Annotated in this window: 13 protein-coding genes and 3 tRNA genes; 10 read left to right on the top strand and 6 right to left on the bottom strand. The window is 70.5% G+C overall.

Features of this window, described 5'->3' with window-relative positions; genetic code table 11:
• Positions 1-50 precede the first annotated feature (50 nt).
• From FV218_RS14245 to FV218_RS14230, 4 genes are all read left to right on the top strand, one after another.
• On the top strand, positions 51-1,109 hold the full coding sequence (locus tag FV218_RS14245) for a class 1 fructose-bisphosphatase (RefSeq protein WP_147710278.1): 1,059 nt from the start codon (positions 51-53) through the stop codon (positions 1,107-1,109).
• 23 nt (positions 1,110-1,132) lie between these two features.
• Entirely contained in the window at positions 1,133-1,993 is an 861-nt protein-coding gene (locus tag FV218_RS14240; protein WP_056087262.1) for a phosphoribulokinase, read from the top strand.
• Positions 1,994-2,065: 72 nt separating this feature from the next.
• Positions 2,066-2,743: a ribulose-phosphate 3-epimerase gene (rpe, locus tag FV218_RS14235; protein WP_147710276.1), complete on the top strand. Its 678-nt coding sequence runs from the start codon at positions 2,066-2,068 to the stop codon at positions 2,741-2,743.
• A complete protein-coding gene (locus tag FV218_RS14230; protein ID WP_147710274.1) occupies positions 2,737-3,495 on the top strand; it encodes an HAD-IA family hydrolase in 759 nt (252 codons plus the stop codon). Before rpe ends, FV218_RS14230 begins: the two co-directional genes overlap by 7 nt.
• Before the next feature lie 49 nt (positions 3,496-3,544).
• Here FV218_RS14230 and FV218_RS14225 read toward each other — a convergent pair whose 3' ends face one another.
• On the bottom strand, positions 3,545-3,808 hold the full coding sequence (locus FV218_RS14225; protein WP_056091103.1) for a hypothetical protein: 264 nt from the start codon (positions 3,806-3,808) through the stop codon (positions 3,545-3,547).
• Positions 3,809-3,903: 95 nt separating this feature from the next.
• Positions 3,904-3,979, bottom strand: a tRNA-Thr gene (locus tag FV218_RS14220).
• A gap of 363 nt (positions 3,980-4,342) precedes the next feature.
• Between FV218_RS14220 and FV218_RS14215 the strand changes: the two genes are divergently transcribed.
• The 6 genes from FV218_RS14215 (at position 4,343) to FV218_RS14190 (ending at position 8,854) form a co-directional block, all read left to right on the top strand.
• A complete protein-coding gene (locus FV218_RS14215; protein ID WP_147710272.1) occupies positions 4,343-4,639 on the top strand; it encodes a NepR family anti-sigma factor in 297 nt (98 codons plus the stop codon).
• Complete coding sequence (locus FV218_RS14210) at positions 4,636-5,217, top strand: sigma-70 family RNA polymerase sigma factor (RefSeq protein ID WP_056087245.1); 582 nt, start codon at positions 4,636-4,638, stop codon at positions 5,215-5,217. The genes FV218_RS14215 and FV218_RS14210 overlap by 4 nt, the downstream gene beginning before the upstream one ends.
• Positions 5,218-5,402: 185 nt before the next feature.
• Positions 5,403-7,178: an ABC transporter ATP-binding protein gene (locus FV218_RS14205; RefSeq protein ID WP_147710270.1), complete on the top strand. Its 1,776-nt coding sequence runs from the start codon at positions 5,403-5,405 to the stop codon at positions 7,176-7,178.
• A 221-nt stretch (positions 7,179-7,399) separates the two neighbouring features.
• Positions 7,400-7,867 (top strand): MarR family transcriptional regulator, encoded by a 468-nt coding sequence (locus FV218_RS14200; RefSeq protein ID WP_056087240.1) that lies wholly within the window; start codon positions 7,400-7,402, stop codon positions 7,865-7,867.
• Between the two features lie 324 nt (positions 7,868-8,191).
• On the top strand, positions 8,192-8,650 hold the full coding sequence (locus tag FV218_RS14195; protein WP_056087235.1) for an NUDIX hydrolase: 459 nt from the start codon (positions 8,192-8,194) through the stop codon (positions 8,648-8,650).
• A gap of 129 nt (positions 8,651-8,779) precedes the next feature.
• Positions 8,780-8,854, top strand: a tRNA-Thr gene (locus FV218_RS14190).
• Positions 8,855-9,368: 514 nt separating this feature from the next.
• On the opposite strand, the gene FV218_RS14185 is transcribed toward FV218_RS14190, so the two are convergent.
• The 4 genes from FV218_RS14185 to FV218_RS14170 all read right to left on the bottom strand — a co-directional run bounded on the left by FV218_RS14185 (position 9,369) and on the right by FV218_RS14170 (position 11,579).
• A tRNA-Pro gene (locus FV218_RS14185) sits at positions 9,369-9,445 on the bottom strand.
• A 104-nt stretch (positions 9,446-9,549) separates the two neighbouring features.
• The gene (locus tag FV218_RS14180) at positions 9,550-10,341 is read right to left on the bottom strand and encodes a 4'-phosphopantetheinyl transferase superfamily protein (protein WP_246685129.1); all 792 of its coding nucleotides are present in this window, start codon (positions 10,339-10,341) and stop codon (positions 9,550-9,552) included.
• The gene (locus FV218_RS14175) at positions 10,338-10,580 is read right to left on the bottom strand and encodes a hypothetical protein (protein ID WP_147710267.1); all 243 of its coding nucleotides are present in this window, start codon (positions 10,578-10,580) and stop codon (positions 10,338-10,340) included. The genes FV218_RS14180 and FV218_RS14175 overlap by 4 nt, the downstream gene beginning before the upstream one ends.
• Positions 10,581-10,706: 126 nt before the next feature.
• Entirely contained in the window at positions 10,707-11,579 is an 873-nt protein-coding gene (locus FV218_RS14170; protein WP_056087229.1) for an RNA polymerase factor sigma-32, read from the bottom strand.
• Positions 11,580-11,743: the final 164 nt, after the last annotated feature.

Raw genomic sequence — 11,743 nt, 5'->3', positions numbered from 1 at the left:
GCGGGCGGTGTCCCGCGTGCGGATGATGAGTTTTGAGGGAAGGTGAGCCGATGTCGATGGGGTCTCTGGAGATCGGGTCTCGCCTCGATGCGTGTCTCGCCGCCGCCGTCGCCGCCGATCAGGGTCTGGCCGATGTCGCCAAGGTGATCGAAGCCTGTGCGCGCGCGGCCATCGAAGTCAGCACGGTGATCGGGCGCGGGGCCCTCGCCGGCGACCTCGCCGCGCAGGGCGAGCAGAACAGCGACGGCGACGTCCAGAAATTCCTCGACGTCTTCGCCCACGAGCGCTTCACCGAGGCCCTGCGCGGGGCGCCCGTGTCGGAGGTCGCCTCGGAGGAGGCGGAGGGGGTGATGCTCCTCAACCCCGGCGCGCCCCTCGCCGTCGCCATCGACCCCCTCGACGGCTCGTCGAACATCGGCGTCAACATGGCGGTGGGCTCGATCTTCGGCATCCGCCCCACGGCCTCGACGCCGGAGAATCCCCTCGGCTCGTTCACGGGTCCGGGCACGCTGCAATTGGCCGCCGGCTTCGTCACCTACGGCCCGGCCACCTCCCTGGTGCTGACCCTGGGCCAGGGCACGCAGACCTACACCCTCGACCGGGCGGAGGGCGTCTTCCGCCTCACCCACCCGCGCATGGAGGTGGTGGCCGCGGCCAAGGAATACGCCATCAACGCGTCCAACGCCCGCCACTGGGACACCCCCGTGAAGGCCTACATCGAGGATTGCCTGCGCGGCGCGGAAGGGCCCCTGGACAAGGACTTCAACATGCGCTGGCTCGGCTCCCTCGTGTCCGACGCCCAGCGCGTGCTCCTGCGCGGCGGCGTGTTCCTGTACCCGGGCGACAACCGCAAGGGCTACGCGCAGGGGCGCCTGCGCCTGCTGTACGAGGCCGCCCCCATCGCCTTCCTCATGGAGCAGGCGGGGGCCGGCGCCATCGACGGCGAGCGCCGCATCCTCGACATCGGCGCCACCGGCATCCACGAGCGCGTGCCGCTGATCTTCGGCTCGGCCGACGAGGTCGCGTGCGTGGCGAAGTACTATGGCGGCCGCAATCCGGCCGCCGGCCGCTCGCCCCTGTTCGGGCAGCGCGGCCTGATGCGCGGCTAGAGGGGGTCGTCGGGCCAGAACGCATGTCGTCGCGTCATCCCATCATCTCGGTCACGGGCTCGTCGGGGTCGGGCACCACCTCGGTGCGCAACACCTTCGAGCAGATCTTTCGCCGCGAGGACGTGAGCGCCGTCTACATCGAGGGCGACGCGTTCCACGCCCTCGACCGCATCGCCATGCGCAAGGCCATGGCGGCGGAGCCGACGCTGAGTCACTTTGCGCCCCGCGCCAACCTCCTGCCCGAACTCGAAGAGGTTTTTCGCACCTACGCCGAATCGGGCACGGGCCGCACCCGGCACTACGTCCACGACGCGGCCGCGGCGGAACTCTACGGCACGCGGCCCGGCACCTTCACCCCGTGGGAGAGCTTCGCGTCGGGCTCCGACCTGCTGTTCTACGAGGGCCTGCACGGCTGCGTCGTCGACGACAACGTCGATCTCGCCCGCTACGCCGACCTCAAGATCGGCGTCGTGCCGGTGATCAACCTCGAATGGATCCAGAAGCTGCACCGGGACCGCTCGACCCGGGGCTACTCGACGGAGGCCGTCACCGACGTGATCCTGCGGCGGATGCCCGACTACGTGCAGACCATCTGCCCGCAATTCACCTGGACGGACATCAACTTCCAGCGGGTGCCGACCGTGGACACCTCGAACCCGTTCATCGCCCGGTGGATTCCCACCGCCGACGAATCCCTCGTGGTGATCCGGTTCAAGGACCCCAAGGGCATCGACTTCTCCTACCTGATCTCGATGATCCAGGGCTCGTTCATGAGCCGGGCGAACTCCATCGTGATCCCGGGCGGCAAGCTCGATCTCGCGATGCAGCTCATCCTGACCCCGATCATCATGCAACTCGTCGAGCGCAAGCGCCGTATGGCGTAGGAACCGCGCCGCCTGGCGTGAGGCGCACGCCGCACGCGTTGAAGGGCGCCGCGCGCCCGAGAGGACAGAACCGTGACCAGCCCGATCATCTCGCCCTCGATCCTCTCGGCGGATTTCGCCCAGCTCGGCGCGGAGGTGCGCGCCGTCTCGGAGGCCGGCGCCGACTGGATCCATCTCGACGTCATGGACGGGCATTTCGTGCCCAACCTCACCTTCGGCCCCGCCGTGGTGAAGGCCCTCAGGCCCCACAGCACCAAGCCGTTCGACGTCCACCTCATGATCGCCCCGGCCGATCCCTACCTCGCGGCGTTCGCCGAGGCCGGGGCCGACACCATCTCGGTCCATGTCGAGGCGGGGCCCCACATCCACCGCTCGCTCCAGACCATCCGGGATCTCGGCAAGCGCGCCGGCATCGCGCTGAATCCCGGCACGCCGGCCTCCGCGGTGGAGCCCCTCCTCGACATGGTCGACCTCGTCCTGGTGATGACGGTCAATCCGGGCTTCGGCGGCCAGAGCTTCATCCCCTCGACCCTGGAGACCATCGCCCGCATCCGCGCCATGGCGGCCGGACGGGCCCTGGACATCGAGGTCGACGGCGGCATCACCCCCGAAACCGTCGGCCTCGCCGCGCGGGCCGGCGCCAACGCGTTCGTGGCCGGCAACGCCGTGTTCAAGGGCGGCCCGGCCGGCTACGCCGACCGCATCGCGGCGATCCGCGCGGGTGCCGGCGGCGAAGCGGTGTCATGCTGAGGGCGCTGATCTTCGACGTCGACGGGACGCTCGCCGAGACCGAGGACCTCCACCGGCAGGCGTTCAACGATGCCTTCGCCGAGATGGACCTGCCCTGGATCTGGAGCTCGGCCTTCTACGCCGACCTCCTGGCCGTGATGGGCGGCAAGGAACGCCTCGCCCATTACGTCGAGACCCACCATGCCGGGGACCTGCCGACCCTGCGTCCGCGCCTGGCCGAGATCCACGACCGCAAGACCCGGATCTACGGCGAGCTGGTGGCGGCCGGCCGCCTCGGCCTGCGTCCGGGCGTCGCCCGCCTCGTCGCCGAGGCCCGCGCCGGAGGGGTGCGCCTGGCCGTGGCCTCCACCACGAGCCGGCCCAACGTCGAGGCCCTGCTGCGCATGAACTTCCCGCGCGGCGACGTGCCGTTCGACGTGATCGCGTGCGGCGACGAGGCCGCCCGCAAGAAGCCGGCGCCCGACGTGTTCGAACTCGCCCTGGCGCGCCTCGGCGTCGCCGCCGCCGAGGCCATCGCGTTCGAGGATTCCGTGGCCGGCATCCGCTCGGCCCTCGATGCCGGGCTGCCGGTCATCGCCACCCGCAGCCGCTACACCGAGACCCACCGCCTCGACGGGGCGTTCTCGGCCCTGTCGGATCTCGGCGAGCCGGACGCGCCGCACACCCTGCTGTCCGGCATCCCCTGGCCCGGCGGCGCGGTCACCCTCGCGGGCTTGAAGGCGTGGCAGACCCGACGCGAGGCGGGGTCCTAGCGCACCGTCCCTTTTCCGAAAGCCGGCGACCACCGTTCGGGCCGATGCCCTATTCCCGCTCGGGCCGAGCCTGCAGGATGGCGGCGCGCACGAACGGTCGCTTGAGCTGGGGGCCGGCGTCGGAGCGGTGGACGAAGTCGTTGGCCCCCGGGTGCCGGCGGATGGCCTTGCCGAGATTGAGCCGATAGCCCGCTTCGAACACGAAGGGCAGGGCCATCGCATCGGCCATGAACGCCGCGATGGCGGCCTCCACCTCCGCGTCGGTGATGAGGCCGAGGTCGCACAGGGCGAGGATCGTCAACTTTTCGGTCATGGCGCTGGATAGGCCGGAACGGCCGGCCACGGCAACGCGCGCGCCGTCTCCGGGTCGAAACTCTTTTGGCGGGTTTCAACGCGCGTCGGAAAAAGTGGTGCCGGTTGCGGGACTTGAACTCGCGACCTACCGCTTACAAGGCGGTTGCTCTACCAGCTGAGCTAAACCGGCGCTGAGCCTTGCGCTACCAGCACGCCCCGGTCCGCGCAAGCCCCGCTCGGCCGTCCGCGCAAGCCCCGCTCGGGCGTCCGCGCAAGCCGCGCGCGTTCAGCGATTGGACATCTCGATACGCTTAAGCCTGGCGTATGGCCGAGCTTGATCGCCTTATGATTTCGCTCAGCAACACTTCGGAAACAAGCGCCCGAATTCAGGGGCTTAAGATCCGATGAATGCATTTTTCAGTACTCGTTAAATCGCTCCTCGGTAGCACCGCCGTCGAATAGGACTGCGGATACGGCCCCGATATGCGGGGCCGGCGGCGCGTGCCTCGCGAAAGCACGGCGCCACGCATCCGCCCTCGGACAATGGGCTGCGATGACCAGACACGCGAGCGATTCAGGCCTCGATACCGTCCTCGACACCGTTCTTGCGACGGTCGCTCCGCGTGACGGGGCGGGGGTCCGCACGGCCCCGCCGCTCGCAGCGCGAGAACCGGCGCCGCCGCGCCGCGGCAAGGACCCGGCGCCGCCCCTCGGCCGCGAGGCGCGGCGGCGGATCGGTCGCGACCTGCGCCTGCTCTACGCCGATGTCCTCAACCAGCCGCTGCCGGACCGCTTCGCGGCGCTCCTCGACGGCCTGTCGTCGCAATCCGATTCGCGGGGGTCCCAATGACGTACCCATCGATCCGGCCGGCCGTCACGCCCGGCGGCGCCGACACCGAGATGCGCGACCTCCTCCTCGGGGCGATTCCGGCCCTGCGGGCCTTCGCGTTCTCCCTCACCTACAACCTCGACCGCAGCGACGACCTCGTCCAGGACACCCTCGTGCGGGCCTGGACCAAGGCCGACAGCTTCCAGCGCGGCACCAACCTGACCGCGTGGCTGTTCACCATCCTGCGCAACCTGTTCTATTCCGAGCAGCGCAAGCGCAAGCGCGAGGTCGAGGATGCCGACGGCGTCCATGCGGCCCGCCTCACCAGCCTGCCCGAGCAGGAGATCCGGGTGGAGATGCGCGAGTTCCAGGAAGCCCTCGACGGCCTGCCCCTGAGCCAGCGCGAGGCCCTGGTGCTGGTCGGCGCCCAGAGCTTCACCTACGAGGAAGCCGCCGCCATCTGCGGCGTGGCGGTCGGCACCATGAAGAGTCGGGTCAGCCGCGCCCGGGGCCGTCTCATCGAGACCCTGGGCATGACCGGCACCGGCGATATCGGCGCCGATGCCCTCACCCGGGCGGCGGCCGGCTCGGGCCCCTGACCGGGCGGGCCGGGCCGGACCGACGATTCATCGGCCCGGCCGGCTCCCACGGGCCGCGAAATCCTCTATGGGGCAGGGCACAGGGGCTCCGCGCCCGCTCGTGACGGCCTCAGGGTCCGGGGGCCTCCGGGTCCGAAGGCCCCACGGTCCGGGCGGGCCGGAGTCCTCCCCCGAGGACCTCCGCCATGCGCGCCCTGATCGACCTCGTGCGCGTCCTGCGACCGCGCGACCGGCGCCGCCTCGCCCTCATCGCCCTGGGGCTCGCCTGCGCCGCCCTGTTCGAGGTGGTGGGCGTCGCCTCCGTGGTGCCGTTCCTGACGCTCGTCGGCGACCCTTCCGCCGCCGGCCGCATCCCCTACCTCGCGGCCCTGCGCGACGGCCTCGGGCTGACCGACGACCGCGCCTTCCTCATGGCCACGGGCGGGGCGGCGCTCGCCGCCATCCTCACCACCAGCGTGGTGAATGCCGGCCTCACCTTCGCGCAGCTCCTGTTCACCAACCTCACGGGCTACGGCCTCGCCCGGCGCCTGCTCGCCCGCTACATCGACCGCGAGCGCCTGTTCTTCGCCCACGCCAACAGCGCCGAACTCGCCAAGAACGTCCTCAGCGAGACCGACCGCCTCGTCGTCGGCGTCCTCACCCCGACCACGGTCATCGCCTCGCGCAGCGTCTCGGCGCTGGCCGTCGTCACCTTCCTGATCTTCTACGCGCCCCGCCTCGCCCTGATCCTCGGCGGCGGCTTCGGCGGCCTCTACGTCGGGCTCTACCTCGTTATGCGGGTGCGCCTCGCCCGCCTCGGCGCCCGGGCGGTGGCCGACAACGAGCGGCGCTACCGGGTGGTGCAGGAGACCTTCGGGGCGCTCACCGAACTCAAGCTCTACGGCCGGGCCGAGGCCTTCGCCGCCGGCTTCGATGCGCCCGCCCGGGCCTACGCGAAGGCCACGGCCGCGAGCCTGCTCACGGGCCAGCTGCCGCGCTTCGTCATCGAATCCCTCGCCTTCGGCGGCGTCGTCGTTGTCGTGCTGTTCGCCCTGTCGCAGGGTCTCGACACCGCCGGGCTGCTGCCCCTCCTCGGGCTGTTCGCCTTTGCCGGCTACCGGATGCTGCCGGCCTTCCAGAACATCTTCACCTCGCTCGCCCTCCTGCGCTTCTACCTGCCGGCCGTGCGCGTGGTGGTGGACGAACTCGCGGGCGAGCGGATGCCCCGGCCACGGAATGCCGCGTGCCTGCCGTTCCGTCACGAGATCCGCCTCACGGGGGTGGGCTTCGACTACGAACCGGGGCGCCCGACCCTCCGGGGCATCGATCTGACGATCCCCGCCCACACCACCGTCGGCCTCGTCGGCCGCACGGGCTCGGGCAAGTCGACCCTCGTCGGCCTGATCCTCGGCCTGCTCACGCCAACGGCGGGTACCGTCACGGTGGACGGCGTCGCCCTCGACGCCGAGACCCTGCCCGCCTGGCAGAACCGCATCGGCTACGTGCCGCAGGACGTGTTCCTCATCGACGCCTCCGTGCGCGAGAACATCGCCCTCGGCGTGCCCCCCGAGGCCGTCGACGGGGCGGCGGTGGAGCGGGCGGCGCGGCTTGCCGGCTTCCACGCCGTCGCCCTCGGCCTCGACGGCGGCTACGACGCCGGGGTCGGCGAGCGCGGCGTGCGCCTGAGCGGGGGTCAGCGCCAGCGCCTCGGCATCGCCCGCGCCCTCTACCACGACCCCGACGTGATCGTGTTCGACGAGGCCACCAGCGCCCTCGACGGCGAGACCGAGGCGGCGGTGATGGCCGCCCTCGCCACCCTGGGCGGGACCCGCACCCTCATCCTCATCGCCCACCGCCTCACCAGCCTCGCGGCGGCGGATACGGTCCATGTCCTCGATGGGGGGCGCCTCGTCGCCTCCGGTCCCCTCGCGGCGGTGATGCCGGATGCCGCCGCGCACGTATCCGTACCGACCGACACCTGACGGGGCCCGATCAGCGAAAAAACCGTGTTTGGTCCGAGATATGCGTGCATTCGGCCGGGATCGGGACGGATGGCCCATATACCGGAACGTCCCGCGTCGGCTATCCTGTTCAGCCGGACAGGCCCGGTCAGCCGGTTTTCCCCCCACGCGGGTTTTCCCGGCGTCGTTCGTCCTGGCGCAGGTTCCCGGTACAGGCTTCCGGGACAGATGGCATGGTTTGCATGATCGACGCACGCGCTCAGACGACTCCCCCGCTGACCGATCCCCTGCTTCTCGACAATCAGCTCTGCTACGCGCTCTACGCCGCGGCCCATCGCATGACGAAATCGTATCGTCCGATGCTGGAGCGCATGGGCCTGACCTATCCGCAATATCTCGTCCTCCTCGTGCTGTGGGAGACGGACGGCGTCACCGTGTCGGAGATCGGCCGGCGCCTGCGCCTCGATTCCGGAACCCTGACACCGGTCCTGAAGCGCCTCGAGGCGGCGGGCTTCCTCCTGCGCAGCCGGCGGCGGACGGACGAGCGCGAGGTGGAGATCGCCCTCACGCCGCAGGGGCGGGCCCTGCGGGAAGAGGCGACCGCCGTGCGGGAAGCGGTGATGTGCCAGCTCCACATGTCCGAGCCCGAAGTCCAGGCCATGCGCGCCGACCTGAACGCCCTCATCGAGAACCTCAGCGCCGCCGGCTGAACCCCCGCTTGCATCGCCGCCGTCCGGCCCTGGCCCCGGCGCGTGCGGCTCGGCCGGGCGCGTTTGGTCGCACGGGTGCCGGCACCCCGCCGAACGCCCTATTTTAGCCGGATAAGTTTCGCCCTGGAGCCTGCAGGGGGCAACGGCTCATCACCTCCGCCCGTCCATCGATCGCCAGGGAAGAACGGTGCGGAAGCAGGACACGAACCATGCCGGCCCCCGGGTCCCTGCGGACGCCATGGTGGGGCGTGCCTTCGCCCGGCGGCGACGTCCGGGAATGCACCCGTCCGGCGAACCGGCACGGCTTCCGGGCGTTTCTTCCCGATGAATACGACCTTGGCCGAGACGGACCGCGAGCCCCGGCGACAGGTCGGCGCGCTGCCGTATCGACGGATGCGCGACGGAAGCTACACCATCCTGCTCATCACCTCCCGCGAGAGCCGGCGCTGGGTGATCCCGAAGGGCTGGCCCATGAAGGGACGCAAGCCCTTCGACGCCGCCGCCCGCGAGGCCTACGAGGAAGCCGGTCTCCTCGGCTCCATCGGCAAGCGCCCCCTCGGGTTCTACCTCTACGAGAAGCGTCTCAAGAGCCGCGACTCCGTCCTGTGTCAGGTCAAGGTCTTCCCCCTCGAGGTCCGCAAGCAGCTCAAGACCTGGCCGGAGAAGAAGGAGCGGGAGGACCGCTGGTTCTCGCCGGCCGAGGCCGCCGATGCCGTGGCCGAGCCGGGCCTGGCCGCCATCATCCGTGCGGCGTGCAAGCGCGACGCGGACGTGTTGCGCTGAAAGGGGAGCCGACACGAAACTTCGCCGCCCGGTGCGATTGAGGCGGCGCAGGTGATTGCCAAGCCGGAAACGATGGGCTAATCCCCCGCTCGTCCAGACGGAGACGCCGCGGCGAACCCCGGACGACCCGCTGCTGTAGCTCAGTGGTAGAGCACCTCATTGGTAATGAGGAGGTCGACAGTTCAATCCTGTCCAGCAGCACCACGCTCTTCCCCATAGACTTGATGATTTCGATGACGCGACGGCCTTCGGCCCGTCGTCTTCATCGGGCGGCAGGCGGACTGCACGCGCCTTCGCCCCCCATTCGACCGAACCCCCTCGACCGACCCGAGCCTGCCCGAACCGGCTCTCCGCACGGACCTGGCGGGCGCTGAACGCGCCTTCAGTGCCGGGCAGCGGCGTGGCGGTCCCCTTGGGCCATCGGCCCGGTCCCGGCCGGCTCCGCGGTCCGTGGCCGCCGGTGAGGTGGCGACGGCGTCCAGGGCGGGCGTGGGCGGCCGAGGAACCCCTGCCGCTCGAACCCGACCTGCCGCCGCTTGAGGGTGCCATATCACGCGCCCCCGCGTCCGGCGCGCGGACCGCAGGAAGGTCCGGGAGGCGGTGTGATCGACGATCGGACTGTGGTCCGAAAACGCAAAAAGGCCCGACCCCCGTGTGGTCGAACCTTCGCTCGGCGATCTGCTCTCTGAGCCGGGAAGACCGCTCCCTTGAGGGAAGCTGGTCGGAGTGGCAGGATTTGAACCTGCGACCCCCACGTCCCGAACGTGGTGCGCTACCAGACTGCGCTACACTCCGATGGCCGGTGCGCTGCACCGACGAGCGGACCTATAGCGGGGCGGACGGCGGCCCGCAAGCGGATCGTTGGCGTGGGGACGCGCTTTCTTCGAAGGTCCGGATCGTCACGGGCCGGGCAGGCGGTCGGCCCAATCGGGGCGAAGGCGTCTCAGGGCACAGGCGGCACGGGGGGCCTCGATGGCCACGGCGCCGGGCAAGCCCGGTGCGGGCGCGAGGGTGGCCAGGGTCCAGCCCGCCGCCGGGGCGCGAAGGCCGCCGATCTCGAGGATCGCCGGGGGGGCCGGCGGGATCGCGACGGCGAAGCCGTCGAGGGGCATCGACAGACCGGCGCCCACGGCCTTCACGAAGGCTTCCTTGCCCGTCCAGCACGCGAAGAAGGCCGCCTCGACCACCCGTCCGCAGGCGGCGAGGGCCGCGACCTCGCGGGGGTGGAAATGCGCCCGTGCGATCCGCAGGGCGTCCGGCATCGGGCGGGGTACCTCGACATCGACGCCGATCCGCGCCGTCGTCGACACCGCCACGAGGGCGTGCCCGCCCGAATGCGACAGGTTGAAGCGCAGGCGGCCGGCCTCGGGGCCGGCGAGCTCCGGCTTCCCGGTCATGGAGGTCGAGAAAGCGAGGGCGCGTGCGTCCGCATCGAGGAACCCGGCCAGGATGAGTCGCAGGGCCCCATGGCTCGCGACGAAGCGATCCCGGTCCTCGGCCCGCAGGAACCGATCGGACCGCGCCCGTTCCTCGCCGTCGAGCACGGACAGGCATGCTGCGCGCCGGGCGGCGGAGAGGCGAAGCCCGGCGCTCCACACCGTGTGACCGTCGCGCCGGACCGGCTCGCCGACGGACCATTCGTCCGCGCCCGTGGCTGCAGCGGTTTCCGGAAAAAGGGATCGAGCGGTCACCGCTCCCGCGAAGCGCGAACCCATGGGTCACGCACAGCTTCGACCCGCCTGCTCATCGCGATCAGGATCAGGAGATACCCGATCTCCATCACGGTTAGCACACCGATGAGAAGACCGAGGCCCCCATGCAGCGACAACCGCTGGTTCCAGGCGACGGCGAGCACGGCCAAGGCCGAGGTTGCGATCAGGGCGGGCAGCACCATGATCGACTTCCAGGTGAGGGGAGTCGTCTCGTTCATTGGTCCGTCACGCCGCCATGGACGAATCCTAACGCGGCGGACCGGACGGTCAATGGCGGCAGGGGCGGACGGAGCAGCCTCGATCCGACCCTGTTGCCCCGGCGCCACGTACGCGACCGGAATCGCCTACGCGTAGACGTTGCCGGCCGTCTGCGGGAAGCGCTCCGCCAGGGCCCGGCGCAGCTTTTCCAGCGCCCGGTTCTCGATCTGCCGCACCCGCTCCTTCGAGATGCCGAGGCGCAGTCCCAGGGCTTCCAGGGTGGCCTGATCCTCAGCCAGACGACGCTCCTTGAGGATGCGAAGCTCGCGCTCGGATAGGACCGCCAGGGCCTCGTTGAGCCAGGTCAGGCGCCGCTCGCCGTCGACCTGGGCCGACACGGTCTCGTCGGGGAGGGCGGCGCCGTCCACGAGGAAATCCATGCGCTCGGACGAGGCCTCGCTCTCCTCGCCGACGGGGGCGTTGAGGGACATGTCCGGCCCCGACAGGCGCGCATCCATGAGGGCGACGTCCTCGCGGGAGACGCCGATGGCGGTGGCGATGCGGCGGTGGATCTCGTCGCCGACATGCTCTTCGGTGGATTGCATGAGGCGCGCGCGCAGGCGCCGCAGGTTGAAGAACAGGGCCTTCTGGGCCGAACTCGTGCCGCCGCGGACGATGGACCAGTTGCGCAGGATGTAATCCTGGATCGAGGCCCGGATCCACCACGTCGCGTAGGTGGAGAACCGGACTTCCCGCTCCGGCTCGAACCGGGCGGCGGCCTCCATCAGGCCGACATGCCCTTCCTGGATGAGGTCGGCCATGGGCAGGCCGTAGTGCCGGAAGCGGCCGGCGATGGCGATGACGAGGCGCATATGGGCCTCGATCAGGCCGTGCAGGGCGCGCTCGTCGCGCTTGTCCTTCCAGCGGACGGCAAGACCACGTTCCTCGTCGCGCGCGAGAAAGGGCGCCTCCATCGCCGTGCGTATGAACTGACGCCGTATTCCAGCGATGTCCGCCATCCCCGCCTCCGCCACAATGAAACGTTTGCTTCTGCTGCAAGGCCCGGCCCATCCCATCATGGAAGACGGCCGCGATACCTTTGCATGGCGACTGACAACGGGACCGCGACTGCGATGGTTCCCCGAGCGCGGCGGGCCGATCTTACCCGCCCTGTTACCCGCCC

This window comes from Methylobacterium sp. WL69, from assembly GCF_008039485.1.
Classification (GTDB): domain Bacteria; phylum Pseudomonadota; class Alphaproteobacteria; order Rhizobiales; family Beijerinckiaceae; genus Methylobacterium.
This window is presented reverse-complemented; position numbering and strand designations above follow the sequence as displayed.

Coding starts and splice junctions, on each gene's coding strand:
- FV218_RS14210 (WP_056087245.1), top strand. CDS start 4,636: ATGACGTACCCATCGATCCGGCCGGCCGTCACGCCCGGCGGCGCCGAC.
- FV218_RS14215 (WP_147710272.1), top strand. CDS start 4,343: ATGACCAGACACGCGAGCGATTCAGGCCTCGATACCGTCCTCGACACC.
- FV218_RS14225 (WP_056091103.1), bottom strand. CDS start 3,808: ATGACCGAAAAGTTGACGATCCTCGCCCTGTGCGACCTCGGCCTCATC.
- FV218_RS14175 (WP_147710267.1), bottom strand. CDS start 10,580: ATGAACGAGACGACTCCCCTCACCTGGAAGTCGATCATGGTGCTGCCC.
- FV218_RS14200 (WP_056087240.1), top strand. CDS start 7,400: ATGATCGACGCACGCGCTCAGACGACTCCCCCGCTGACCGATCCCCTG.
- FV218_RS14230 (WP_147710274.1), top strand. CDS start 2,737: ATGCTGAGGGCGCTGATCTTCGACGTCGACGGGACGCTCGCCGAGACC.
- FV218_RS14195 (WP_056087235.1), top strand. CDS start 8,192: ATGAATACGACCTTGGCCGAGACGGACCGCGAGCCCCGGCGACAGGTC.
- FV218_RS14205 (WP_147710270.1), top strand. CDS start 5,403: ATGCGCGCCCTGATCGACCTCGTGCGCGTCCTGCGACCGCGCGACCGG.
- FV218_RS14170 (WP_056087229.1), bottom strand. CDS start 11,579: ATGGCGGACATCGCTGGAATACGGCGTCAGTTCATACGCACGGCGATG.
- FV218_RS14240 (WP_056087262.1), top strand. CDS start 1,133: ATGTCGTCGCGTCATCCCATCATCTCGGTCACGGGCTCGTCGGGGTCG.
- FV218_RS14245 (WP_147710278.1), top strand. CDS start 51: ATGTCGATGGGGTCTCTGGAGATCGGGTCTCGCCTCGATGCGTGTCTC.